This is a genomic window from Mesorhizobium sp. P3_A8 (genome assembly GCF_056402995.1).
In genome coordinates, this window is record NZ_JBFUGI010000003.1 from 553,206 (window position 1) to 578,124 (window position 24,919).

Annotated in this window: 24 protein-coding genes; 11 read left to right on the top strand and 13 right to left on the bottom strand. The window is 64.0% G+C overall.

What is annotated here, in order from left to right; all coding sequences use genetic code 11:
* Positions 1-5: 5 nt before the first annotated feature.
* The 7 genes from AC1DX4_RS10485 to AC1DX4_RS10515 all read right to left on the bottom strand — a co-directional run bounded on the left by AC1DX4_RS10485 (position 6) and on the right by AC1DX4_RS10515 (position 6,707).
* Positions 6-1,091, bottom strand: coding sequence for an ABC transporter ATP-binding protein (locus tag AC1DX4_RS10485; protein ID WP_477220243.1), 1,086 nt, complete (start codon positions 1,089-1,091; stop codon positions 6-8).
* Entirely contained in the window at positions 1,091-2,194 is a 1,104-nt protein-coding gene (locus tag AC1DX4_RS10490; protein WP_477220244.1) for an ABC transporter ATP-binding protein, read from the bottom strand. The genes AC1DX4_RS10485 and AC1DX4_RS10490 overlap by 1 nt, the downstream gene beginning before the upstream one ends.
* On the bottom strand, positions 2,191-2,415 hold the full coding sequence (locus AC1DX4_RS10495) for a hypothetical protein (RefSeq protein WP_027043349.1): 225 nt from the start codon (positions 2,413-2,415) through the stop codon (positions 2,191-2,193). The genes AC1DX4_RS10490 and AC1DX4_RS10495 overlap by 4 nt, the downstream gene beginning before the upstream one ends.
* A complete protein-coding gene (locus AC1DX4_RS10500) occupies positions 2,412-3,371 on the bottom strand; it encodes a carbohydrate ABC transporter permease (RefSeq protein ID WP_477220245.1) in 960 nt (319 codons plus the stop codon). The genes AC1DX4_RS10495 and AC1DX4_RS10500 overlap by 4 nt, the downstream gene beginning before the upstream one ends.
* A gap of 1 nt (position 3,372) precedes the next feature.
* Entirely contained in the window at positions 3,373-4,278 is a 906-nt protein-coding gene (locus AC1DX4_RS10505) for a carbohydrate ABC transporter permease (RefSeq protein ID WP_477220246.1), read from the bottom strand.
* A 69-nt stretch (positions 4,279-4,347) separates the two neighbouring features.
* A complete protein-coding gene (locus tag AC1DX4_RS10510; protein WP_477220247.1) occupies positions 4,348-5,664 on the bottom strand; it encodes an ABC transporter substrate-binding protein in 1,317 nt (438 codons plus the stop codon).
* A 359-nt stretch (positions 5,665-6,023) separates the two neighbouring features.
* Complete coding sequence (locus AC1DX4_RS10515) at positions 6,024-6,707, bottom strand: TetR/AcrR family transcriptional regulator (protein ID WP_477220248.1); 684 nt, start codon at positions 6,705-6,707, stop codon at positions 6,024-6,026.
* A gap of 51 nt (positions 6,708-6,758) precedes the next feature.
* On the opposite strand from AC1DX4_RS10515, the gene AC1DX4_RS10520 reads away from it, so the two are divergent.
* Genes AC1DX4_RS10520 through AC1DX4_RS10530 form a run of 3 tightly spaced genes read left to right on the top strand, consistent with a single transcriptional unit; the run spans position 6,759 to position 9,242 of the window.
* Positions 6,759-7,955, top strand: coding sequence for a Tm-1-like ATP-binding domain-containing protein (locus AC1DX4_RS10520; RefSeq protein ID WP_477220249.1), 1,197 nt, complete (start codon positions 6,759-6,761; stop codon positions 7,953-7,955).
* An 11-nt stretch (positions 7,956-7,966) separates the two neighbouring features.
* Positions 7,967-8,821, top strand: coding sequence for a phosphoenolpyruvate hydrolase family protein (locus AC1DX4_RS10525; protein ID WP_477220250.1), 855 nt, complete (start codon positions 7,967-7,969; stop codon positions 8,819-8,821).
* Between the two features lie 4 nt (positions 8,822-8,825).
* Positions 8,826-9,242: a cupin domain-containing protein gene (locus AC1DX4_RS10530; protein ID WP_477220251.1), complete on the top strand. Its 417-nt coding sequence runs from the start codon at positions 8,826-8,828 to the stop codon at positions 9,240-9,242.
* Between the two features lie 258 nt (positions 9,243-9,500).
* Here the strand turns inward: AC1DX4_RS10530 and AC1DX4_RS10535 are convergent, their stop codons facing one another.
* Complete coding sequence (locus tag AC1DX4_RS10535; RefSeq protein ID WP_477220252.1) at positions 9,501-10,691, bottom strand: M24 family metallopeptidase; 1,191 nt, start codon at positions 10,689-10,691, stop codon at positions 9,501-9,503.
* Between the two features lie 368 nt (positions 10,692-11,059).
* On the opposite strand from AC1DX4_RS10535, the gene AC1DX4_RS10540 reads away from it, so the two are divergent.
* The 6 genes from AC1DX4_RS10540 to AC1DX4_RS10565 all read left to right on the top strand — a co-directional run bounded on the left by AC1DX4_RS10540 (position 11,060) and on the right by AC1DX4_RS10565 (position 17,046).
* On the top strand, positions 11,060-12,670 hold the full coding sequence (locus AC1DX4_RS10540) for an ABC transporter substrate-binding protein (protein WP_477220253.1): 1,611 nt from the start codon (positions 11,060-11,062) through the stop codon (positions 12,668-12,670).
* A 270-nt stretch (positions 12,671-12,940) separates the two neighbouring features.
* Positions 12,941-13,927 (top strand): ABC transporter permease, encoded by a 987-nt coding sequence (locus AC1DX4_RS10545; RefSeq protein WP_477220254.1) that lies wholly within the window; start codon positions 12,941-12,943, stop codon positions 13,925-13,927.
* Positions 13,924-14,754: an ABC transporter permease gene (locus AC1DX4_RS10550; protein WP_477220255.1), complete on the top strand. Its 831-nt coding sequence runs from the start codon at positions 13,924-13,926 to the stop codon at positions 14,752-14,754. The genes AC1DX4_RS10545 and AC1DX4_RS10550 overlap by 4 nt, the downstream gene beginning before the upstream one ends.
* Positions 14,751-15,761 (top strand): ABC transporter ATP-binding protein, encoded by a 1,011-nt coding sequence (locus tag AC1DX4_RS10555; RefSeq protein ID WP_477220256.1) that lies wholly within the window; start codon positions 14,751-14,753, stop codon positions 15,759-15,761. The genes AC1DX4_RS10550 and AC1DX4_RS10555 overlap by 4 nt, the downstream gene beginning before the upstream one ends.
* Positions 15,758-16,543: an ABC transporter ATP-binding protein gene (locus tag AC1DX4_RS10560; RefSeq protein ID WP_477220257.1), complete on the top strand. Its 786-nt coding sequence runs from the start codon at positions 15,758-15,760 to the stop codon at positions 16,541-16,543. Before AC1DX4_RS10555 ends, AC1DX4_RS10560 begins: the two co-directional genes overlap by 4 nt.
* Complete coding sequence (locus tag AC1DX4_RS10565) at positions 16,540-17,046, top strand: L-2-amino-thiazoline-4-carboxylic acid hydrolase (RefSeq protein WP_477220258.1); 507 nt, start codon at positions 16,540-16,542, stop codon at positions 17,044-17,046. The genes AC1DX4_RS10560 and AC1DX4_RS10565 overlap by 4 nt, the downstream gene beginning before the upstream one ends.
* Positions 17,047-17,226: 180 nt before the next feature.
* On the opposite strand, the gene AC1DX4_RS10570 is transcribed toward AC1DX4_RS10565, so the two are convergent.
* From AC1DX4_RS10570 to AC1DX4_RS10585, 4 genes are all read right to left on the bottom strand, one after another.
* Positions 17,227-17,982, bottom strand: a complete 756-nt coding sequence (locus AC1DX4_RS10570; RefSeq protein WP_027043364.1) for an ATP-binding cassette domain-containing protein — start codon at positions 17,980-17,982, stop codon at positions 17,227-17,229.
* Positions 17,975-19,036, bottom strand: coding sequence for an ABC transporter permease subunit (locus AC1DX4_RS10575; protein ID WP_477220259.1), 1,062 nt, complete (start codon positions 19,034-19,036; stop codon positions 17,975-17,977). The genes AC1DX4_RS10570 and AC1DX4_RS10575 overlap by 8 nt, the downstream gene beginning before the upstream one ends.
* A 92-nt stretch (positions 19,037-19,128) precedes the next feature.
* A complete protein-coding gene (locus AC1DX4_RS10580; protein WP_477220260.1) occupies positions 19,129-20,106 on the bottom strand; it encodes an ABC transporter substrate-binding protein in 978 nt (325 codons plus the stop codon).
* 445 nt (positions 20,107-20,551) lie between these two features.
* Entirely contained in the window at positions 20,552-21,451 is a 900-nt protein-coding gene (locus tag AC1DX4_RS10585) for a sugar-binding transcriptional regulator (protein WP_477220261.1), read from the bottom strand.
* Positions 21,452-21,736: 285 nt separating this feature from the next.
* Here AC1DX4_RS10585 and AC1DX4_RS10590 point away from each other — a divergent pair, with 285 nt between their 5' ends.
* Both AC1DX4_RS10590 and AC1DX4_RS10595 read left to right on the top strand, forming a co-directional pair.
* A complete protein-coding gene (locus AC1DX4_RS10590) occupies positions 21,737-22,645 on the top strand; it encodes a tagatose-bisphosphate aldolase (RefSeq protein ID WP_477220262.1) in 909 nt (302 codons plus the stop codon).
* Positions 22,646-22,675: 30 nt separating this feature from the next.
* Complete coding sequence (locus AC1DX4_RS10595) at positions 22,676-24,121, top strand: ROK family protein (RefSeq protein ID WP_477220263.1); 1,446 nt, start codon at positions 22,676-22,678, stop codon at positions 24,119-24,121.
* 3 nt (positions 24,122-24,124) lie between these two features.
* Here the strand turns inward: AC1DX4_RS10595 and AC1DX4_RS10600 are convergent, their stop codons facing one another.
* Positions 24,125-24,799 carry a GntR family transcriptional regulator gene (locus AC1DX4_RS10600; protein WP_477220264.1) on the bottom strand — a complete coding sequence of 225 codons (675 nt, stop codon included), beginning with the start codon at positions 24,797-24,799 and terminating at the stop codon, positions 24,125-24,127.
* Positions 24,800-24,919: the final 120 nt, after the last annotated feature.

Below are 24,919 nucleotides of genomic sequence, written 5' to 3' on the forward strand. Positions count from 1 at the left end.
GCGCTCTATCCGGCGTGACGCAAACTAACACCGCTGCCCTTGTCGAACAGCACCACCTTCTCCGGGTTCCAGGCAAAGCGCACCGGCTGCTCGATGGCGACATCGGTCCTGGCCGGCACGGTGGCGCGCAGCGTCGTGTCGCCGACACGCAGCGTCAGAATCTTTTCCACGCCATGATTCTCGACATCGTGGACGCGCGCCTCGACCGGCGCGCCGCTTTCCAAATAGACATCCTCCGGACGGATGCCGAAGACGAGCGGGCGGCCGTCGGTCGCTCCGCTCGTCCTGGCTCCCCCTGATAAAGGCAGCTCGAAATTCAGCGGCGCCATCACTGCACGACCGTTCACCAGTTTGCCGTCGATGAGGTTCATCGGCGGCGAGCCGACGAAGCTCGCCACATAGGTGTCCCGGGGGTTGTTGTAGATTTCGTGCGGCGTGCCGGTCTGGACGATGCGGCCATGGTTGAGCACGCCCACCTTGTCGCCCATCGACATCGCCTCGATCTGATCGTGAGTAACGAACAGGAAGGTGGCGCCGAGCTGTATCTGCAGGTTTTTCAGTTCGGTGCGCAGCGCCTCGCGCAATTTGGCGTCGAGCGCCGACAGCGGCTCGTCCATCAGGAACACGCGCGGCTTGCGCACGATGGCGCGGCCGATCGAGACGCGCTGCATTTCGCCGCCCGACAGACGGTCGGTCTTGCGATCGAGCAGATGCTCTATCCTGAGCGTGCGGGCGGCGCGGTCGACGCGATCCTTGATCTCGGCATCGGGCAGCCGGCGGATCTTCGGCTTCAGCGGGAACTCAAGGTTCTCCCGCACCGTGTAGCGCGGATAGAGCGAGTATTGCTGCAGCACCAGCGCCACATCGCGCTCGGCCGCGCCCCAGTCGGCGACATCGACGCCGTCGATCAGGACTTGCCCTTCGCTGGGTTTTTCGAGACCGGCAATCAGCCGCAGCGTCGTCGTCTTGCCGGCACCGGTCTCGCCGAGCAGCACGAAGAACTCGCCATCGGCGATATCGAGATCGAGCCCGGTCAAGGCCGTGTGGTTGCCGAAACTCTTCGAGATGTTCTTGAGCTGGATATGGGCCATCAGAGCCTCACCTCAAGCGACTTGCCGCTTGCCTTGTCGAAGAAATGCGCCTGCGTCGGGTCGATCCTGGCAAACACCTTTTCGCCGGGGCCAGAGATGAAGCCGCTCTTGGTACGGGCGCGCAGCATCTTGGAACCCACTTTCAGGTCGACGATGTCGAAGGAGCCGAGTGGTTCGACGATCTGTGTCTCGACGGCCATGAAACCCTCCGCCGCGTCGCGGCGAATGAGCACGCCTTCGGGCCGGATGCCGAGCGCCAACTGACCGCCGGCGTGGCCGTTGAGCTTCGACAGCAGTGTGCGCGGAAACTCGAAGCCGGAAGCCGCTCCCCCGACCGTCACCGAGGCCGCGGCCGCGGTCTCGGTCACCGCCGCATCGGCTACATTCATCACCGGGCTACCGACGAATTGCGCCACGAACAGATTGGCCGGGCGCGAATAAACCTCGTCCGGTGAGCCAACCTGCTGCAGCACGCCCTCATGCATGATGACGATGCGGTCGGCGAGGCTCATCGCTTCGATCTGGTCGTGCGTGACATAGATGGTGGTCGAGCCCTGCTTGATGTGCAGTCGCTTGATCTCGGCCCGCATCTCCTCGCGCAGCTTGGCGTCGAGCGCGCCGATCGGCTCGTCCATCAGCATTGCCTTTGGCCGCCGCACCAGCGCCCGACCGATGGCAACGCGCTGCATGTCGCCGCCAGATAGCGCCGACGGCTTCTTGGCCAGCAGGTCCAATATCTGCAGTGTCTTGGCGACCGAGCGCACCTCGCTGTCGATCTCCGCCTTGCTCTTTCGCGTGGCGCGCAAGGGGAACGCTATGTTCTCGTAGACGCTCATATGCGGGTAGAGCGAGAACGACTGGAACACCATGGCGATGTCGCGGTCGGCGGCCTTCAGATGCTGGACCGGCTTGCCGTCGATGAGGATGTCGCCCTCGTCGATCGTTTCCAGCCCGGCGATGGCGCGCAAGGTCGTCGTCTTGCCGCAGCCCGATTGGCCAAGCAGCACGATGAACTCGTTATCCGATATTTTGAGGTTGAGGTCCTTGATGACCTGGACGGCGCCGAAGAACTTCTGGACGCCGCGAAGCTCGATCTGGGTCAATGCTGTGCTCCCGGATTTCGCGCGGCATGACCGGTGCCGGCCTCCTCCTCAGGCGCGATCTTCGAGGTGATGTTGAAGCCGATCAGCCCGATCAGGATGATGGTCAGGCCGTATGTGTGCAGCAGCATGTTCCAGGGCTGGCAGAGCGCCACGATGCCGAGCACCATGAGCACCTGCGAACCGGGCTCCAGATATTTCTGATTGATGGCGCGAAAGCTCATTTGCGGATCGCTCCGAAGGACATGCCGCGCAACAGATGATTGCGGAGCAGGAAGGTGAAGATCGCGACCGGCAGCAGGAACAGGAAGGTTCCCGCCGCGATCACCGTCCAGTCCGGTAGGCCGGAACCGACTTGGCTGGGGATGAAGGGGGGTGCTGTCTGCGCACGGCGATTGGTCATGATCAGCGCGAAGGCATATTCGTTCCACGCCGTGATGAAGCAGAACACGGCGGTGGCGGCGATGCCGGTGGCGGCCTCCGGCAGCACGATCTTGAAGAAGGCCTCCATGCGCGTGTAGCCGTCGACGAGCGCCGCCTCCTCATACTCCTTCGGAATTTCGTCCATGAACCCCTTCATCAGCCACACCGAGAAGGACAGGTTGAAGGCGGTGTAGAGGATGATCAGCCCGATGTGGGAATCGTTGAGGCCGACCGCGCGGTACATCAGGAACATCGGGATCGCTACCACCACCGGCGGCAGCATGCGTGTCGACAGGATGAAGAAGAGCAGATCCGCCTCCCCCTTCACCTTGAAGCGCGAGAAGCCATAGGCGGTGAAAGTACCCATGCCGACCGCCAGCACCGTCGAGGTGATGGCGATGATCAGCGAGTTCAGGAAGCGGCTCGGATAGCCCGACCACTGCACCTGGTCCTTGCCGTCGCGCACGATCTTTTCGCCGCCGTCGAAGACGACGCGTTCCCACCACGGGGCCGCTGCGTACTCTTCCGGCGACGGCGGGCTGCGCATTTGCGAGCGCTTGGTGAACAGCTTAACGAAGGGCGAAATCTCGGGCTGGAAGACGACCGTCGGCGGGATGGTCGTGGCCAGATTGCGCGGCTTGAACGCCGTCGAGGCAATCCAGTAGATCGGCGCCAGGAAGATGATCGTCACCAACAGCACGACGACGATGGCGACGCGGTTGAAGCCGATCTCGGAAGAAGTGCGCACAGCGGCCATCTCAGCGCTCCTTCACCTTGTTGAGGTATTTGACGTAGATGTTGGTGATCGCCAGCACCATGATCAGCACGATGTAGGCCAGCGCGCAGGAGCGCCCGGTCTGCCATTCCTGGAACGCCATCTTGTAGAGCCGGATCGAGATCAGCTCGGCCGTCGGCTGGCTGGTCAGGATGTAGGCAAGGTCGAAGGTCTTGAACGCTTCCATGGTGCGGAAGATGACCGCGATCATCAGGATCGGTGCGACCAGCGGCAGCGTGATGCGGAAGAAGGTGTAGAACGGCCCGGCGCGATCGATCGCGGCGGCTTCGTAGAGATGCTTCGGCACCGCCGACAGCCCGGCCAGCGACAACAGCATGACAAAGGGCGACCACATCCAGATATCGGTCAGCGCAACCGCGTAGAGCGCCATCTTTGGGTCGGCCAGCCACTCGAAGTTGCCGAGCCCGAGCGCATAGTTGATGACGCCCCATGATGGGTCATAGAGCAGCTTCCAGAACAGCCCTACAACAGCCATCGACAACATCATCGGCAGCAGCAGGAGCGTGGTGATAAGGCCCTTGAGCGGGATATCCCGGTTGAGCAGCATCGCCACGCCGAAGCCGACAAGCAGCTGGCCGGCGACAGAGATGATGACGTATTTCGCGGTGATGGCGAAATTGGACCAGACATAGGGGTCGTTGAGCAGGTCGCGGTAGTTCTGCAGCCCGACGAAATTCGCCGGCGCGTTGGTCGACGCGCGGAAGTCGGTGAAGGAATAGCCAAGCGAATAGATCAGCGGAAAGATGTTGAAGACGATCAGGAACAGGACCGTCGGGATAATGAAGAGGTTGCGGATCGAAATGTCGCTTAGGCCGCGCGCGACCGCCCGCGAGGACTTGTCCAGCGTTGTGATCATCGTGGTCGCCAAGACCCCTGCTCCCATTTGCAGAAAAAGAAACGGAGGAGGCACCAACGCCCCCTCCGTGATGCATGATTGTTACTGAACGCGGCCGTACTTCTTGAACGTCGCGTTCCAGTCGGCAGCCAGAGCGTCCAGCGTTTCCTTGGCGGTGCCTTCGCCGCCGATCATGTAGGGATAGACGCGCTGGTTGAGCTGCTGCAGCAGTTCGGCGTATTCCGGCACGGCCCAGAAGTCCTTCACCTTGAACATGGTCTCGTAGAAGGCCTTGTTGTAGGGCGTGGCACTCTGGAACTCCGGCGACTTGAGCACCGCCGCGCTGCAGGTGTAGCCGCCAAGGGCCGCCCACTTCTTCTGGGTCTCGTCCTTGATAAACCACTCAAGGAACTTCGTCGCCTCTTCCTGCTTCTTCGAGTAGGAGACGATCGAGATGCCTTGCCCGCCGAGCGCGGCGAACTGGTCACCACCGGGGCCGGGTGGATTGGCGAAGAAGCCGGTGTTCTTGGCGTTCGGGTTCGAAGCCTCGTTGATCAGCGAGGGGAAGAACGCGAAGTAGTTCATGCTCATCGCGGCCAGGTTCTCGGTGATCGCCTGGTTGTCCTCGACGAAGAACGACTTGGCCCAGCCCGGAGGCGTGAACTTGTAGAGCTCCTTGTAGGCGTCGAGTGCCGCGATCGCCTTGTCGGAATTGATGAAGCCATCGACCTTGTAGGTCGAATAGTCACCCAGTTCGCCGCCATAGGAGAACAGCGCGTTCTCGAAGCCCATCGCCATCGCGTCATAGGAATTGTCGGTGTAGATGGCGATGCCGTATTTCTTCTGATCCGGCCGGTAGAAGAATTCGGCGATGTCGCGCAGCGCCTTGAAATCCTTCGGCACGTCGAGATCATAGCCGTACTTGGCCTTGAAGGCTTCCTTCTCCTTGGGATCCTCGAACCAGTCCTTGCGATAGGACCAGCCGACAGCGTCACCCTCGAGAGGGATGGCCCAGTACTTGCCGCTGTTGCCGGGATATTCGGCGTAGTATTTCACCGTCGCCGGCGCCATCACTTCTTTCAGATTGTACTTGTTGAAGAAGTCGGTGAGGTCGACATAGTGGCCACCGGTCGAGCCGGCGCCGAGCCACTGCGAGTCGCCGACGACCAGGTCGTAGGCGTCGCCATGGGCGTTGAACTCGGTGAAGGCCTTGGTCTGGAAGTCTGACCAGGGCGTGGTCTCCACCGTGATCTTGACGCCGGTTTCCTTCTCGTACTCGTTGCCGAGTTCCTGCAGATAGTTGGCCGGATCCCATTCGGCCCAGAAGATGGTGAGCGACTTTTCCTGCGCGTAAACGGACGTGCCGCAGGCAAGCGTTAAGCCGATACCAGCAAGCACGCTGGTCACTAACTTGCGCATAATGATTTCCTCCCTTGTGCGCATTCTACCTTGTCATGCGAGCCGGCGACGGAGCCGGCTCTGGTAGTTCCTCCCGTGATCGCACCTTTCCGGTTCCGGGCCTCCTCGCCCTGCCGGAAAATGGATCGCAGCCCTCACTTTAGATCCACTTTTCTTTTCTAATCTGGTATTACCAATTGCGCGTCGACGTCAAGCCCTTTCTTGGAAGATAGACTTGGCCACTCCTGCGGAATCCAAGCATTATCTGTCTGTTTTCCAATGATTTTCCTACTCAATGATACGCAGGGCTGTTGCACAGCCCCCGGCATCAGGGATAATATTGATAGTCGGCATGCAAATCTGGTCGAACCAGATAGGTCCTACTCCGGATCGACGTCGCCTCCTTCACCGATCGATTCCGCCACCGCCGCGCGCACCAGGGCGCCTGCCGCCCATTGCGCCACGGACCGTGTCCTGCGGCTGTCCAGGCCCCAGATATCCTTGAGCACGATCAGCACCTCGACGCCGAAGATCAGCGACAGCGCCTGCGCCAGGCGCTTGAAATCGCGCGGCGGCAAATGACCCTTGAGCGGCTCGATCGCTTGCTGCAGCAAATCGACGCGATGACCGCGCGTGAAGGCCGGCTCACCGCCCAGCGTGCCGGCCTGGCGCCGCGCCCATTGATCGAGCGACAGCTTCAGCGCCGCCTTGAACGTTGCTTCAAAAGCCTCGATGCGCGGCATGGCGGTGTCGAACAACTCCGCCACCCGGCGTTCGGCATCGAGAGAGGTCGACTGCCAGGTCAGGATTGGTCCCAGCCCCTCGTCGACGACAGCCTGCACCAGTGCCGCCTGGCTCGGGAAATAGCGATAGGCGGTGGCGCGGGAAACTTCCGCCGCTTCCGCCACCTCGCTGACCGACGGCGTGACACCGGCCTGCATCAGGCGCGTCGCCGTCTCCAGCATCAGCCGTTTCGTCCGCGCCCGGGGTCCGCGCTCGGCGGCCTCGCCGCTTACCCGCTCGGTGTCGCCGCTTGCAGTGGATCGTTGACGTGAGACATCCATGTCAATATGATACGCGCGTCTCAAAAATTTGCAATAACCTGGGAACCGCCCATGAAGCGCATTTACGTCGTGGGCACTGCGGACACCAAGGGCGAGGAACTCGCCTTCCTGGCCGATGCGATTGCCGCCACCGGCGCCGCCGTTTCACGCGTCGATGTCGGCACGCGCAAGGCAACCATCCCCGTCGACATCACCGCGAAGGAAATTGCCGGCCATCATCCGGACGGCAGCACAGCCGTGCTCGGTGGTGACGATCGTGGCGCCGCGGTTGCGGCCATGGGCGTCGCCTTCACCCGCTTCGTCCAGTCGCGAAACGACATCGCCGCCGTGATCGGCATTGGCGGTGGCGGTGGCACCTCGATCATCACATCAGGCATGCGCGCGCTGCCGCTTGGGCTGCCGAAAATCATGGTCTCGACGCTCGCCTCCGGCGACACCGCTCCCTATGTCGATGTCTCCGACATCATCATGATGCCGTCGGTGACCGACATGGCCGGGCTGAACCGGCTCTCCCGTGTCGTGCTGCACAATGCCGCCCAGGCGATAGCGGGCATGGCGGCAAGACCGGCGCCGCCACCCGATGGCAAGCGGTCGATCGGTCTCACCATGTTCGGCGTCACCACGCCGTGTGTGACGGCCATCGCCGACCAGCTTCGCTCGACCTACGACTGCATGGTCTTCCACGCGACCGGCACTGGCGGCCGCAGCATGGAGAAGCTGGCCGACAGCGGCCTGCTGTCCGGCGTCATCGACATCACCACGACCGAGGTCTGCGACCTGCTGTTCGGCGGCGTGCTGCCGGCAACGCAGGATCGCTTCGGCGCGATTGCCCGCAGCAAGCTCCCCTATGTCGGTTCGGTCGGGGCGCTCGACATGGTCAATTTCTGGGCGCTCTCGACCATTCCGGACCGCTATCGCGGCCGGCTGTTCTACGAACACAATCCGAACGTCACGCTGATGCGTACGACGGCGCAGGAATGCCGCGCGATCGGCGAATGGATCGGCACCAGGCTCGCCCTTTGCGAAGGGCCGGTGCATTTCCTCATCCCGGAGAAAGGCGTCTCCGCGCTCGACATCGAAGGTGGCGCCTTCTTCGATCCGCAGGCCGACGCCGTCCTGTTCGAAGCCATCGAGCGCACCATCGAGCCGAATGCCACCCGCCGCGTCACCCGCCTGCCGCTGCACATCAACGACCCCGAATTCGCCCAGGCAGCAACCACCGCCTTCCTCGACATCGCCAGACACTGAGGTCTAAAAACATGCCCGCTATACCGCGCAAGGACATACTGAAGAAGTTCCGGGGAATGATCGACAAGGGCGTGCCGATCGTCGGCGGCGGCGCCGGCACCGGCCTGTCGGCCAAGGCCGAGGAGGCTGGCGGCATCGACCTGATCATCATCTACAATTCCGGCCGCTACCGCATGGCCGGCCGCGGCTCGGCCGCCGGCCTGCTCGCCTACGGCAATGCCAACGAGATCGTCAAGGAAATGGCCTATGAGGTGCTGCCGGTGGTCAAACACACGCCAGTGCTGGCCGGCGTCAACGGCACCGATCCCTTCGTCATCATGCCGCTGCTGCTAGCCGAACTGAAGACCATGGGCTTTTCCGGCGTGCAGAATTTCCCCACCATCGGCCTGTTTGACGGCTCCATGCGGCAGAGCTTCGAGGAGACCGGCATGGGCTTCGGGCTCGAGGTCGACATGATCGCCGAGGCGCACAAGCTCGACCTGCTCACCACGCCCTATGTCTTCAACCCAGACGAGGCCCGCGCCATGACCAAGGCCGGCGCCGACATTGTCGTCGCTCATATGGGCGTTACGACTGGCGGCTCGATCGGCGCCACCTCCGCCAAGTCGCTCGACGACTGCGTGGTCGAAATCGACGCCATTGCTAACGCCGCCCGTTCGGTGCGCAAGGACGTCATCCTGCTTTGCCATGGTGGCCCGATCTCGATGCCCGACGACGCCCGCTACATCCTCGACCGCTGCAAGGGCCTGCACGGCTTCTATGGCGCGAGCTCGATGGAGCGGCTGCCGGCGGAAGCCGCGATTGCCCGGCAGACCGCCGACTTCAAGGCCGTCACGCTGCATGACCAGAAGAAAAAGAAGGGATGAGGAAATGACCGACAAGTGCAAGGTGTTTGTCTACCCGAGGGACGTCAGCGCCTTCGGCTTCGACTGGGGAAAACTGTCGCTGACGGTGGCGCCGGAAGTGAACGGCGCGACGCGCTTTTCCGGCGGCGTCGTCGACCTGCCATCGGGCAAGGGCCACACACGCCACAACCATCCGGGCGCGGAGGAAATCATCTTCGTCATCTCGGGCCATGGCGAGCAGATGGTGGAGGACGAGAACGGCAATCCGGTGGTGGCGAAGGTCGGTCCCGGCTGCACCATCTATGTGCCGGAAAGCCGGTTTCATTCGACGCTGAACACCGGCGATGGGCCGATGCAGCTCTTCGTCGTCTATTCGCCGGCTGGGCCGGAACTGGTGTTGCGGGAGTTGCCGGATTTCAGGCTGATCCCGGCGGGGCAGTGATCTTTCCACCCGCCCCTCGTTGGGGAGGGCCCCTCATCCGGCCGCTTCGCGGCCACCGCCCTCCAGGCGTTCGTTGTTCGAAAAGCCAAGCAGTTGGCTTTTCGTCCGCTACGCGGACCACGCCTCACCCCCGAGGGGAGAAGAGACAAGCATCGTTGCCGGCTCCCCCCTCTCCCCTCGGGGAGAGGTCGGATTGCCCCGAATTGCTCTTCGCAATTCGGATGGCAATCCGGGTGAGGGGGCAGCGCCTTCATCCAGCTAGGCGGTTGCACCCCTGTTCCACCCCCTGCCCCGATCACCGAACATCACATAACCAGCATCCGTCACAGCCAGCGTATCCTCAAGCTTGATGAACCCTCGCGTCGGATGGAGCATCGTCGTCTCCACCGACAGCACCATGTTCTTTTCCAGCGGTTTGGCCGCATAGGTGCCTTCATAGGTCACTGGATGGTTGGTCATCAGGAACGGCGCTTCATGCGTGATCAGCCCCATGCCGTGGGCGAAGAAATCCGTATAGGGCGCGACCTTGGATTGCTTCAGCACGCCCTCGGCATACGAAATCATGTCGCCACCCAGCGTGCCCGCCTTCACCTTCGAGAACGCCGCCTGCTGCACCGTCTCGACCTCGGCCAGCAGATCCTCGAGCTCGGCATCGGGTTCCCCCAGAATGCCCATCCGGCAGAGGTCGCCGATATAGCCATGATAATTGCCGCCGGAATCGATCGACAGCACCTCGCCCTTCTTCCACGCTTGCGGCGAAGCGGCGCGGTTGTGACTGGAGCCCAGCGTCAGCAGGCAATATTCGAAATGTGCGCCGCGATTGGTCTCCTCGCGCCTGATCTGCTCGATCATCTCGGCCTTGGTCGTGCCTTCGCGCGCCCAGGCAATGGTCGCCAGCATGGAATCGGTGATCAGCTCGGAGGCCGTGCGTAGCTTCTCCAATTCCGCGTCGGTCTTGATGGCCCGCATGCTCTCGAGCATCGCAGTCGCATCGATCAGCTTGGCGTCCGGCAATGCCTTGCGGATCAGCGTGTAGGCATCCGACGGCAGGAAGCCCGGTTCGATGCCGATGCGCGCGCCGGCCTTGCCGATCTTTTGCAGATGTTCGACGGCGAAGTTGGCGGCATCGAGCGTGCCCCAGCAGGCGGCATGCAGCGTCGGCGTCCAGAACGGGTTGTTCTGATGCTCGCCGCCCTCCATGCGGTTGCCGATATAGGCCGCGTGATCCGGCCCGCCTTTTTCGTAGACGACGATCGGCAGGTAGCGGCTGTGGCCGATCGCATCCATGGCGGCGAAGAAGATGAATTTATAGCCGCCCAGCAGGTACTGTGTGTTGTGCTTGGAGGTCGCGAGCAACACATCGATGCCGGCCTCCTCCATCAGCCGGTCGACTCTCGCCTCGTCGAACGGAATATTGCTGACGGCACTCTTGCCCGGCGCAATGTTCATCTCTCTCTCCCTGAATTTGCCTGGGATCGACCTTGTTCTGCTCCCAATCCCTGGGCTTTGCGTCAAATCTGCACCATTTTGCCCACTCTGGTCTAGCCAGAAATACGCCAACTGCACGGCTGGGCAGTCACCAAGTCGTCATCCGTCGACTATCCGTCAAATCTGGTCCTACCAGATAGGTCGAATTGAGCCCGTTCTCTTGAACTGGTCCAGCGGACGAAAATTTCAAAGCCAAGCAAGGATGCGCCAATTCCGTCTCTGGCGAAACCCTCGGCAAGGCTCATAATCACCACCGCAAGAATGCCGATGCCGGCATTCGAGGGGTGTTGTCGCGCCCGACCGGGTCGCGGAGAGGACGGAGTTCGATCATGTCAGGTTTCACGATTTCCAGACGCAAAATGCTTGCCGGCTCGGCGATGCTGCTGGCCTCCACCGCCATGCCGACACTGGGCTGGGCGCAGACACCGAAGAAGGGCGGCCGGCTGGTGCTTGCCGCCGATTCCGAGCCGCGCAACCTCAACCCGGCGATCGTCGCCTCCAACGGCGTGTTCTTCATCTCCAGCAAGATCGTCGAGACGCTCGCCGAAGCCTCCTTCGACGGCAAGGACGGCCTGGCGCCACGCCTGGCGCTGAGCTGGGAAGGCGCCGCCGATGGGCTGTCAGTGACGTTCAAACTGCGTGACGGCGTCAAATGGCATGACGGCAAGCCGTTCACCTCGGCCGACGTCGCCTTCTCGGCACTGCAGATCTGGAAGCCGCTGCAGAATCTCGGCCGCACCGTGTTCAAGGATCTGGCCAGCGTCGACACCCCGGACGATCTCACCGCCGTGTTCAAGTTCGCCAAGCCGACGCCGTTCCAGCTGATCCGCAACGCGCTGCCGGCGCTGAGCAGCGTCGTGCCGAAGCACATCTACGAAGTGGGCAAGATCGAGGACAACCCGGCCAACAACGCGCCGATCGGCACCGGGCCGTTCAAGTTCGGCGAGTACAAGGCCGGCCAGTATTACCGGTTGACCAAGAACACCGATTACTGGGGCAAGGACGAGCCTTATCTCGACGAGATCATCTATCAGGTCCTGCCCGACCGCACGTCGGCCGCGAGCGCATTGGAGGCCGAGGAAATCCAGCTCGCCGCTTTTTCCGCGGTGCCGCTGGCAGATCTCGAACGCATCTCCAAGGTGCCTGGCCTCAAGGTGATCAGCAAGGGCTATGAAGGGCTGACCTATCAGCTCGTCGTCGAGATCAACCATCGCCGCAAGGAACTGGCCGATGTGAAGGTGCGGCAGGCAATCGCGCATGCCATCGACAAGGATTTCGTCGTCAAGACGGTGTTCCTCGGCTATGCCGCCACCGCCACCGGACCGGTGCCGAAGAACGACCCGCAATTCTACACCGCCGATGTGCCGACCTATGCCTTCGACGTCGCCAAGGCCAACGCGCTGCTCGACGAGGCCGGCTACAAGAAAGGCCCGGACGGCAAGCGCTTTACGCTGAAACTCCTGCCGGCGCCCTATTTCAACGAGACCAAGCAGTTCGGCGACTATCTGCGCCAGGCGCTGGCCGCAATAGGCATCGACGCGGAGCTGGTCAACAACGACTCGGCCGCGCACATCAAGGCCGTCTACACCGACCACGCCTTCGACCTCGCCGTCGGCCCGCCGGTGTTCCGCGGCGACCCGGCGATCTCGACCACCATCCTGGTGCAGAGCGGCATTCCCGACGGCGTGCCGTTCTCCAACCAGGGCGGCTACAAGAACGACGCGCTCGACGCGCTCATCGCCAAGGCCTCGGAAACGCTCGACACGGCGGCCCGCACCGACCTCTACAAGGAGTTCCAGAAGGAAGTGGCCACCGACCTGCCGCTGATCAACGTCGCCGAATGGAGTTTCATCAGCGTCGCCCGCGACACGGTGGGGAACATCGCCAACAACCCGCGCTGGGCGGTGTCGAACTGGGCGGACACGTATCTGGAATCGTGACACATTTGCGCGGATGAGAATTCGCGAAGAAATCGGTGGTGGGACATGGCCTAAGGCCGAGTTTCGTCACACCCCCCTCTGTCCTGCCGGACATCTCCCCCGCAAGGGGGGAGATCGGCAGTTTCGCCGTCGCGCAAATTCGGCATCCAAGGTTAGCGAAGGCAGAGGTGACATCCAATCTCCCCCCTTGCGGGGGAGATGTCCGGCAGGACAGAGGGGGGTGCCTATACACCCCACTTCTCTCGATCGGCACAGTGTCATGTCATCGCCATGACCCGCGCCCTCACCCTCATCCGCCGTCGCCTCGTCGGCAGCGTCTTCGTGCTGCTGATTGTCATCATCGGTACGTTCCTGTTGCTCGAAGCCGCCCCCGGCGACGCCGTCGATGCCTACATCGTCTCGACCGGCGGCGATGCCGGCATGATCGAATTGCTGCGCCATCGCTGGGGCCTCGATCAGTCCGAACTGACGCGGTTGGCCAACTATCTCTGGGCGCTGCTGCATCTCGATCTCGGCCAGTCGGTGACCTTCTCCAGACCGATCCGCGACGTGATCCTCGAACGGCTGCCCAACACGCTGCTGCTGATGGTCAGCGCCACCGCGCTGTCCTTCGGGCTCGGCTCGGCGCTCGGCATCTATGCCGGCGCCAGGCCCGGAAGTTTCCGCGATCGCTTCCTGTCGATCGGCTCGCTGGCGCTTTATGCCGTGCCGGGTTTCTGGCTCGGCCTGGTGCTGATCGTGATCTTCGCCGTAGACCTGCGCTGGCTGCCGATCGGCGGTATCGAGACGCTGGCCTCGGACAGGACCGGCCTCGACCGCGCCGCCGACATCGCCATCCATTTGGTGCTGCCGGTGTCCGCCCTCGGCTTCATCTACCTTGCACTCTATCTGCGCATGATGCGCGCCGGCATGGCCGAGGTCTGGCGCCAGGATTTTGTCCTGGCCACTCGCGCCAGGGGGCTTTCGCGCCGCCGCATCGTGCTCGCCCATGTCGCCCGCAATGCGCTGCTGCCGCTGGTCACTATGCTCGGCCTGCAATCGGCGCAGATGCTGGGCGGCAGCGTCGTCATTGAGAGCGTCTTTTCCGTGCCAGGCCTCGGCCGGCTGGCGCAGGAAGCCGTGGCTTCGCGCGACACGCCGCTGCTGCTGGGGATCATCCTCGTCAGCGCTGTCCTGGTCATCGTCATCAACCTGCTCGTCGACATCGCCTATGCCTTCCTCGATCCGCGCGTTGGCGCCAACGAGGCCGGCACATGAATACGCTCCGCCGCTTCCTGCGCACTCCCGAGGCTGTTGCCGGCGCCATCCTTCTGGGTGCGCTGATAGCGATGGCGCTGTCGGCCTCACTGCTGTTTCCCGGCGACCCGCAAGCCATCGCCGGCCCGGCGCTGCTGCCGCCCTTCGAGGACTGGTCGCTGCCTCTCGGCACCGATCGGCTCGGCCGCGACGTGCTGGCCGAGCTTTTCCACGGCGCCCGCACCTCACTTGCCGTCGGGCTCGCTGCAGCGGCGGCCGCACTCGCTATCGGCTCTGTGGTCGGCACGCTGGCCGGCTTTGCCGGCGGTCTCGTCGACGAGGTGCTGATGCGCATCACCGATGCCTTCCAGACCGTGCCGAGCTTCCTGCTGGCGCTGGCCTTCGTCAGCGTCGTTGGGCCGTCGCTTGGCGTCGTCGTTGCGGCAATAGCGCTCGGCACCTGGACCGGCCCGGCGCGAATTGCCCGTGCGGAAGTCCTCTCCATCCGCGAACGCGACTATGTCGCCAGTGCCCGTGCCATAGGCATGCATCCGCTCGAAATCGCCTTTCGCGAGGTGCTGCCCAACGCCTTGCCGCCGGTGCTGGCGATGTCATCGGTGATCGTCGCCGCCGCCATCCTCACCGAGGCGGCGCTGTCCTTCCTCGGCCTCGGCGACCCGAACCGCGTCACCTGGGGCGGCATGATCGCCGAAGGCCGCGCCGTGCTGCGCACCGCGCCCTTCCTGTCGATCGTTCCAGGCATAGCACTGGTGCTGACGGTACTGGGCGTCTATCTGGCCGGTGAAGGCATCGTCGAGACGACGGCGGTCAGACGAGGCCTGTCGTGAGCGTGCTGGCGTCGATCCGCGACCTGACGGTGACCTACCGCCGCGACGGCAGCGAGGTGGCAGCGCTGAGGGACATCAGCCTCGACATCATGGCTGGCGAGCGTCTGGCTATTATCGGCGAAAGTGGCTCCGGCAAGAGCACGCTGGCGCTGGCGATTGCGGGGTTGTTGCCGGCTTCCGCCAAGGTTGGAGGTCGCATCGATTGGTTCTGGCGAACACAACCAACCTTGGGTGTCCAGGCGCCCCCCTCTGTCCTGCTGGACATCTCCCCCACAAGGGGGGAGATCGGCAGCTCCGTCGCCGGCTCTCCCTCTGCAGCGTTGGAGATTGGCGAAAGCGGTGGCGACAGCGCAATCTCCCCCCTAGTGGGGGAGATGTCCGGCAGGACAGAGGGGGGCGCCATAGAGCGCCAACTTCGTCATCTTCGCGGTGGACTGCCCCTCCTCGGCCGCGACATCGGCTTCGTCTTCCAGGACCCCTCGGCTAGCCTCGATCCCGTCATGACCATCGGCAAACAAATCGCCGAAGTCGCGCGCACCCATCTCGGCCTGAATTGGCCGCAGGCCTATGCAAGAGCCAAAACCCTGCTCGAACGCGTCCGCCTCCCTGATCCATACTCGGCCCTGCATGCCTTCCCGCATCAGCTCTCCGGCGGCCAGAAGCAGCGCGTGGCGATCGCGGCCGCGATCGCGGCCGGGCCGAAACTGCTGATCGCCGACGAGGCGACCAGCGCGCTCGACACCATCGTGCAAGCCGAGATCGTCGCGCTGATCCGGCGGCTGGTGGCCGAGGACGGCATGACGCTGCTGTTCATCAGCCATGATATCGCGCTGGCGGCCGACCTTGCCGAGCGCATCGCCGTCTTCCGCCACGGTCAATTGGTCGAGCTTGGCACGACGGCGCAGATTGTCGGCGCCCCAACGCAAGCCTACACCCGCACCCTGCTGGACGCCCATATCGGCCTCGACGCCGAACCCTTGCTGAAGCGGGTCGGGCTGCACGCATGAGCCTGCTCGCAGTGTCGAACCTCACCAAGCGCTACCGTCGCGGCGGTGACACCGTCATCGCCGTCGACGATGTCTCCTTTCATATCGAGCCCGGCGAAACACTGGCATTGGCCGGCCCCTCCGGCAGCGGCAAATCGACGATCGCGCGGCTGGTGTTGCGGCTGATCGAGCCGGACGCCGGCCGCATCGACTTCGAGGGCGATGACTTCCTGGCCTTGCGTGGCGCTGCTCTGCGTGCTCGCCGCGCCCGCCTGCAAATGGTGTTCCAGGATCCGCTTGCCGCCTTCAATCCGCGCGCCACGGTGGCGCGCGTGCTTGACGATCCCTTGCGCATCCATGGCATCGCCTCCCGCGCCGAGCGCCCAAGCCGTATCGCCGCCTTGCTCGAGCGCGTCGGGCTGTCGGCGGAGCTTGCGCCCCGTGCCATCCATGAAATCTCCGGCGGCCAACGCCAGCGCGTCGCCATCGCCCGCGCCATCGCCACGAAACCGTCGCTGATCGTGCTTGACGAAGCGGTATCAGCACTCGACGTCTCGGTGCGCGGACAAATCCTCGACCTGTTGCTCGACCTGCAGAGGCAGGAACGGATCGCCTATCTCTTCATTTCCCACGATCTCGGCGTCGTCCGTGCCATCGCCCACCGTGTCGTCCTTCTCGATGCCGGGCGGATCGCCGAGAGCGGCGATGCCCGCGCCATCATCGACGCACCGCAATCGACCATCGGCAAGGCGCTGGTGGCAGCAGCGCCAAAGCTGAAAAGAACCCCGCAGGACGCATCATGACCGACCCCGAAGCCAGAGCCGAAAAACTGTCGCGCGAACTCGATTCCGCCTTCCGCAACCGTGCCGATCTCTACCGCCTGTTCCTTGAAGAGCTGAGCGGGGAGATGGGTGCTGAAAAGGCCGAGGCGATCATGATCCGCGCCATCGAGCAGCGCGGCAAGGAAGTGGCGGCGGCAGCCTTCGCCAGCTTCGGCGCCAACGACGCACGCGCGATCGGCGAAGCGTTTCTTGCCGTCAGTCCGGACGGAGGCCTGATGTATCCGACCGACGTCGAACGTGGTGATGACCGCATCGCCTTCAAGGTGAAGCGCTGCCCGCTGAAGGACGCCTGGGTCGAGGCAGACGTCGGAGACGAAAAGCTCGCCACGCTCTGCCGCATTGCCGGCGCCTTCGACCGCGGCCTGTTCGAGGCGACCGGCGTGCGCTTCGACAATGTTACCTGGACCCCGGGCCACGGTTCCGGCTGCTGCCACATCGCGCTGACCAATCGCGATGCCGGCTAAGCAATTGACGATCAAAGGTGTGTTGAGATCGGGTCAGGCCGAGTCGAAAACGATGGCTTCCGAGAACCGGAGCGGAGCGTACTTAAAGTACGTGAGCACCGTTCTACTGCGACGCAGTAGAACGGGGAAGCGCAGGAAGCCGTCGTTTGCAGACCGGCATCACCTGAATATCGGCACAGCTTAGCCGCCGACCATCAGCTTGACGACCTCGTCATGGTTGGTCTCGGAGATCTTGCGCTCGCCGGCCTGGACGCCGCGCCGCAGCACGACGATGCGGTCCGACACCGCAAAAATGTCCTGCAGATTGTGCGAGATGAAGATCACGCCGCGCCCCTGCGCCTTGAGCTGGTGGATCAGCGAAATCACCTTGCGCTGCTCCGGCACGCCAAGGGCGGCGGTAGGCTCATCCATGATCAGGATCTGCGCATCCCAGTAGACGGCGCGGCCGATGGCGACGGCCTGGCGCTGGCCACCGGAGAAATTGCTGACCGGAGCCTCGAGCCGGCTGACATGGAAGTCCAGCCGCCCCATCGTCGCCTTGGCAGCCTCGGCCATTGCTTTGCGGTCAAGCACCGGCAGGAAGCCGAACGCCTTGCGCATCGGTTCGCGGCCAAGGAAGATGTTGGCGCCGATCGACAGATTGTCGGCGAGCGCGAGATCCTGGTAGATCGTCTCGATGCCCTTCTCGCGCGCCTCCTGCGGCGTCGCGAACGTCACCGGCTGGCCCCTGAGCAGGATTTCGCCGCCCGTCGGCTGGAACACGCCCGATATCGCCTTGATCAGCGTCGTCTTGCCGGCACCGTTGTCACCGGCCAGCGCCACCACCTCACCCGGCCGCACGGCCATGGAGAAGTCGTTGAGCGCGCGCACGGCGCCAAAATGCTTGGAGAGGTTGCGGACTTCCAGCAGGGGCGTGGTCTGGTTGCTGCTATTCATCCTGACGGGCTCCACTGAACCGGCGCTGCGCCTGGTCGATAAGAACGGAAATGATGATGACGACGCCGACAGCGATGAACTGCCAGAACGGCTCTACATTGACGAAGACCAGCCCGTACTGGATGACCGCGATCACCAGCGCACCGGCGACCGTGCCGAAGATGGTGCCGGAGCCGCCGAACAGGCTGGCGCCGCCGATGACCACCGCCGCGACGCTGTCGAGCAGCAAGGGCTCGCCGGCTTGCGCCGCACCCGCGGTGAAGCGCGCGGCGTAGAGCGCTCCGCCAAGGCCGGCGCACATCGCCGACAGCACATAGAGCCGCAATATGTGGCCCCTGATGTCGATGCCGGCGCGCCGCGCCGCCTGCACATTGGCGCCGATGGCATAATTGTGCTGGCCGAACCGGGTCTGGCTGAGCAGATAGTGCATCACAATGACGAAGACCGCGGTGATCAGCACCAGATAGGGCACGCCATAGAACTTGCCGTTGCCGAGCAGCGCGAACCAGGAATTCTGCACCGGCACCGTCGTGCCGCCGGCGAGCAGGAAGGCGGCGCCGCGGGCGACGCCGAACATGCCGAGCGTGCCGATGAAGGGTGGAACCTTGAGGCGCGAGATCAGCAGGCCGTTGATGACGCCGGGCACGCCGGCAACGATCACCGAGGCGAGGATGCCCGCCAGCATGGCCAGCGGCAGGGGAATGGCAGCCCCCGCCAAATTGGTGGCATGCGCGGCGATGACGGCGGCCAGCCCCATGATAAAGCCGAGCGACAGGTCGATGCCGCCCGAAATGATGACGAAGGTCTGTCCAGTCGCCAGCAGCAGCGGCGCCACGGCGAAGATGGCGATGGACTGCAGGTTGAACGGATTGAGCACGAAGGTCGCGCCGAAGGCGAGCCGTGACCAGGCCTCGAAACAGATGAGCAGGCCGGCAAGGAACAGCCAGGCGCGCCCTTCGGCGATGCGTGCGATCAGGCTCCTGGCCGGATCGCCGTGATCGGCCTGAGGGGCGACATGCTTGTCGGCCGGCTGGGCTGGTGATGTCGAGGTCATGGATACTCCGCGGCGCCTTCAAACGGGCCTCGATTGGCGAGGACCCGGCAGGCTCCTCCCGGCGGGCCGGGAGGAGCCGAGCTGGTCTGGACTTACTCGGAGTAGAGATACTTCGAGATGTTCGGGTCAGCGATGTTGGACTTGTCCATGATCGTGAAGCCGGTGCCGATGGTGACCGGGATCGAGTGGCCGGTCAGATGAGCATAGGCTGAGACGACGCCATAATAGCCGATCTCGGCGGGATGCTGGGCGATCGCCACATCGACAAGGCCGGTGTTGATGTTGTCGACGATGCTGGTCGGAGCATCGAAGGCGACAACCTTGACGGTGCCGCTCTGTCCGGCCTGCTTGACGCCGTTGGCGGCACCCAGTGCCGAGAACAGATTGGCGCCGAACACGCCGACCAGGTCGGGATTGCGGGCGAACACCGCCTGCAGCTGCGAAGCCGCCTTGTTTGCGTCGTCGTCATTGAACTGGGTCTCCAGCACGGTGATGCCCGTATGCTTGGCCATCTCCTTCTTGAAGCCTTCCTCACGCTGGTCGGTGGTCGAGATGCCGGGCTTGACGTTCGACACATAGACCTTGCCCTTGTCGCCAATGGCGGTGGCAAGCGCGCGAGCGGCAATCTCGCCGCCCAGGACATTGTCCGAAGCGATGTAGGCCAGCGGGAAATCGGCATCGCCGGCGCCGGTCTGGTAGACGCCGCTGCCAATGAATGTGTCGACAGTGATGACCGGAATGCCGGCGTCATTGGCCTTGCGCAGCGGTTCGACCAGCTGAACCTTGTCGGTCGGCGCGATCAGGATCGCGTCAGGCTTCTTGGCGATGACGGCGTCGAGCACCGGCACCTGGGTGACCGGGTTGAAGTCCGGCGCGCCCTGGAAAACCAGGGTCACGCCAAGCGCATCGGCCGCCGCCTGGGCGCCCTTGCGCATGGTGATGTAGAAGCCGTCGGTGGTCAGGCCCGGAATGAGCGCAATGGTGTATTTCTTGTCCTGCGCCTGTGCAGGCGCCATCAGCACCGTCGCACTGACGGCAAGCGCCGCGAGCGCGGCAACAATCTTCTTCATGACATCCTCCTCATTATTGGCAGATCTGCCGTTGCAAGTGACATCGGAATGGCCGTCATCCGTTCGGATGCGACGGCCGGGAACGCCTGTTTGCCTTTCGCGGGCAGCTCCTCCCAAGCGCCCTCCAGTCTATATGTCAGCCGGTCAGCCGACCGGCGTATCTGGCCACAGCCCGTTCCTCAGCCTCCGCGAGGTCCGGCAAACCGTGGCCTGCGCCGCGCCTTGGCGGCGGGCGTTCGAACTTGTAACACTTTGCAGAAATAAATTGCAACCCGGTTTTTCCGAGCTGACAGCGCCGGGTTTTTCACACCGTACAACATCCGACTGCTCCGTAGAGCCCCGGTCAACTATCGCGCGGGGCTTGCGGCGGCACAACTGGTTTTCGTGGCCGCGCCTTGGATCGCCCAGAGCCACCAATCGCGGTAGCGCCCTGCCCGTTCAATCGCTACGCGAGCGTCGCGAGGATGGCCTGCGCCGTCTTGGTATCCGTCACCAGCGTGTTGATCAGCCCGGCGCGAACGGCGGCAATGATTGCCGTCGCCTTCTCCGGCGACGCGGCAAGGCCGATGACCAGCGGCACGGCGCGCAGCTGCGCCGGCGACATGGCGATCATCCGGCTCTCGCCTTCCCAGGCGATCAGCGTGCCCTCGGCATCGAAGTAATGGCGAAGCACGTCGCCGGCCGCATGAACCAGCGCCTGCTCGCTCGGCGTGGCGGCGCTTGCCTCGGGAGCATTGATGGCATGCGGCAGGCCAATGCCGACGATCGCGACATCGGTCCGCTCCCACAACGCGACGGCATCGCGGATGGCCGTGTCGCGCAGGAAGACCTCGCGCAATTCGGTGGAGGGCAGATAGGGCGCGTGAATGAAATGCGGTGTGCCGCCAAACTCCTCGGCGGCAAGCCGCACGAATTCGTTGACCTGAAAATGCGCCGCCTGCTGCTGCATGCCACCGGTGGCAGCCACGGTCAGCACGCCGGGCATGCGCGGCAGGCCGGCCCGGATCACCTCGCGCACGGCGCGTCCCCAGCCGATGGCGACGACGGCGCCCGCCATCAATTGCGCCTGCCTGAGCAGCCCGCCAAGCGGCGCCGCGAGCGCCGCCAGAGTGCCCGCAGCCGGCGTCTCGACCACGGCGGCATCGCGCAATTTCAAGCCATCGATCAGTTGCCTGGTGATGTCCTCAGGCGTCGCCAGGTCGAGAACCTCGATTCGCACGACCCCTTCCGCCCGCGCCCGCTGCAGCAGGCGCGAAATCGTCGCGGTAGAGACACCCAGCTGCCGCGCGATGTCGACCTGCGACAGCTCTTCCACATAATGCAGCTTGGCAACCGTATGCAGCATCGTCCGCGATGCGGCCGCATCCTGGATGGGGGAAACAGACAGCTTGCAATTCCTTTCAGCAACGTGTTACACACGTATACGCCGACGGGAGTTATCGCGCAAATCCAGCCAACTCGCAACTTTCGGCCGATCCTTGGTCGCAAGGCCGGCGAGGCATTGTTCGCGAGGGCGGATGGCGCAGTACCTCGGCAAAATCTCCCTGCCTGCCGGCAAGGCGGGCAGAACCGAACATTGTTTTCACGGGATCCGCGCCCTCCGAGAGAGCGCCAACATCGGATTGAGACCATGACGAAGATGACCACCGCGGAACTGCGCGGCTATCAGCAGATATGCGGCAAGGACGGGGCCATGGTGGCCATCGCCTGCGACCAGCGCGGCGGCATGCGGACCTTGCTGGCGTCGGATCCCGCCGAACAGGCCAAGATCACCAACGACATGCTCGGCGACACCAAGGCTGACATCACGCGCTACCTCGCCAGTGCCGCGTCCTGCGTGCTGCTCGACCCGCTTTGCGCGGTGCCGCGCATTGTCGACGAGGGCGTCTTGAACCGCGATACCGCGCTGCTCATCGGCCTCGACGCTTCCGGTTTCGACGTCTCGCCTGAGGGCTACCGCCTGTCACGCCTGGTTCCCGACATCGACGCGCGCCGCGTCCGCGCACTGGGCGGCACCGGCGGTAAGATCATGGTGTATCTGCGGGCCGACAAGCCTGAAGCCAACGAGCACAACATCGCCATCCTGCGCCAATGCATCGCCGATTTCGGGCAGGAGGACCTGCTGCTGGTCGTCGAATTCCTGACCTATCAGCTCGATGGGGAAAGCCCCGAGGACTATGCGACCAAGACGCCATGGCTTGTCGAAGAAGGCACCAGGATTTCGTTGGAGTGCGGCGCCAAGGTGCTGAAGCTTCCCTACCCCGGAACGCCGCAAGCCTGCGCCAACATCACCAAAATGGCCGGCGACGTGCCGTGGGCGGTGCTTTCGGCCGGCGTCAACCACGCCACCTTCCTCGGCCAGGTCGAGATCGCCATGCAGAACGGCGCCTCGGGCGTGATCGCCGGCCGCTCGCTGTGGAAGGATTGCATATCGCTCGACCGTGACATCCAGCGCGAAAGGCTTAAGACCATCGCAGTGCCGCGATTGCGTGAGATCCAGGCCGTGATCGGGCACTACCGGCAGAAGGCCGCTGCCTGATAATCTAGTTTGGATCACGCGCAGGACGTCATGCCTCTCAGCATAGGAATCGACATTGGCGGCACAAATCTGCGTGCCGCCCGCATCTCCGAGACCGGTGAAATCCTCAAGCGCGTTTCCGAAAAGAGCGCGCCCGACCCGGAACTGGTGCTTGGCCGCATCGCCGACATGGTGCGCCTTCTCGACACGCCGGATGTGAAGGCCATCGGCGTCGGTATTCCCGGCCGCGTCGATGCGCGGCGCGGCGCCGTTCTGTCGGGCGGCTATGTCGACCTCGCCTCGGTTGCCCTGGCGCAGCGCCTGGAAGACATGACCGGCAAGCCTGTCGTCATCGACAATGACTGCAACATGGCGCTGGCCGCCGAGATGGCCCTCGGCGCCGGGCGCGGCCATGGCAACATCGTCATGCTCACCATCGGCACCGGCATCGGCGGCGGTGTCGCTCAAGATCGGCGGATCATGCGCGGCTCGGCAACGGCGGGACAGCTCGGCCACATCACTGTCGACGTCAATGGCGAGGTTTGCGCCTGCGGCCGCCGCGGCTGCGTCGAAACCACCAGTTCGGGCACGGCGCTTGGCCGCCACATTGCGCGCGCCGGGCTCGGCGCCGACATTTCTGTCGATCAGCTCTTGGCCCGCGATGCGGCCGGCGACGTCCACGCGCGTGCCATTCTCGACGCCTGGGCGAGACCCTTGCGTGCCGCTATCGACACCGCCGTTGCCGTGCTTGCTCCCGATCTGGTGCTGCTTGGCGGCGGCCTTGGCCAGGCGGCACATGCAGCCCTCGACCGCGCGCCGGCGCTGGCGCCCTGGTACCAATGCCACGTCGAACCCGCCCAGCTCGGCGACGACGCCGGCGTGATCGGCGCTGGCCTGCAGGCGCTGGCGGCGGGGCCGCAGGCGGTTCCGGTTTCGCCCTTGACGCAGTCCAGCCACGCCAGGCGCGCCGTGCTCGTCAACGGCATCCCTGCCAGCGGCAAGAGCACGGTCTCGCGCGGCATCGCCGACCGCATGGGCTGGCCGTTGCTGGCGCTCGACACGATCAAGAACCCGTTCCTCGAAGTGCTCGGCGGCGGCGACCGCCTGTTCAACCGCACGCTCGGCCGCGCCAGCTACCAGGCCATCTGGTCGGCCGTCGGTGAAGCCCCTGCCGGTACCACCTTCATCGTCGACGCCTGGTTCGGCTTCCAGCCGCGTGAGGTTCTCGAGGATCATCTGCGAAAGGCTGGCGTCGAACAGACCGTGGAGATCTGGTGCCACGCGCCCGGCGAAGTGCTTGCCGAGCGCTATGGCGCCCGGCTCGACCAGCGCCCCGCCGGCCATCCCGGTGCCGCCTATATCCCCGAGCTGATCGAACTCGCCAAGCGCGCCGAGCCGCTGCGGCGTGGGCCGCTCTTCGACGTAGACACGACAAAGCCGATCGACTTCGATGCCATCACGGCCTGGCTCCGAGCCGCCATGGCTAGTGGTGCATAGGCTTCACGCCGGTGGCCGCAGCGCCGTGCGGGCGATCTGCCAGGCGGATTCGACATGGCGCCGCGCCGCGGCTTCCGCCTCTTCCGGCTTGCGTGCTCGGATCGCATCCATGATCTCGTTCATCTCGGCGATCGCCGCTTCGCGCCGGTTGGTCGAGACAATGGTCATCGAACGAAGCTGATTGATGCGGACATTCAGCCCGCTGACGATTTCCCAAGCGACACGCTTGTCCGCGGCCTCGAACAGCGCCTCGTAGAATTTCGTTGTCGCCCGCATCACCGCCGGCGGTGTCCCCGACGCCCATGCGTCGAACAGATCCGCCAGCGCGCGTTCGAGCGTTGCCAGTTGCTCGCCGGTGGCCGACAAGGCGCAGGCGCGCGCTGCAATACCCTCAAGCAGAGCCCTGAGCTCATAGATCTCGTCGGTACGGCCAAGGTCGGGCCTCGCCACCGCGGGCCCATGTCCGGGGATCATCTGCACGAGCCCCTCGGCCTCCAGCTGCCGCAGAACCTCGCGCACAACGGAACGGCTGACGCCGAGCTGGTCGCAAAGCGGCCGTTCGACCAGCCTTTCGCCAGGCTGGAAATGGAAATCCATGATCGCGTCGCGCATGCGCTCCAGCGCCAGCGTCCTCAAGGTCTTGGCGCTGCGGTCGATGCGAAGCGTGTCGTCTGGCATGTCTTGTCTCCTGCGCTGTCACGAAAACAGATTCCATGCCAGGTTGACAAGGTACTTGGCGCTCCATAGCATGGTATACCATAAGATGATACGGGGATCGGACGGCCCCAAGGCATCACC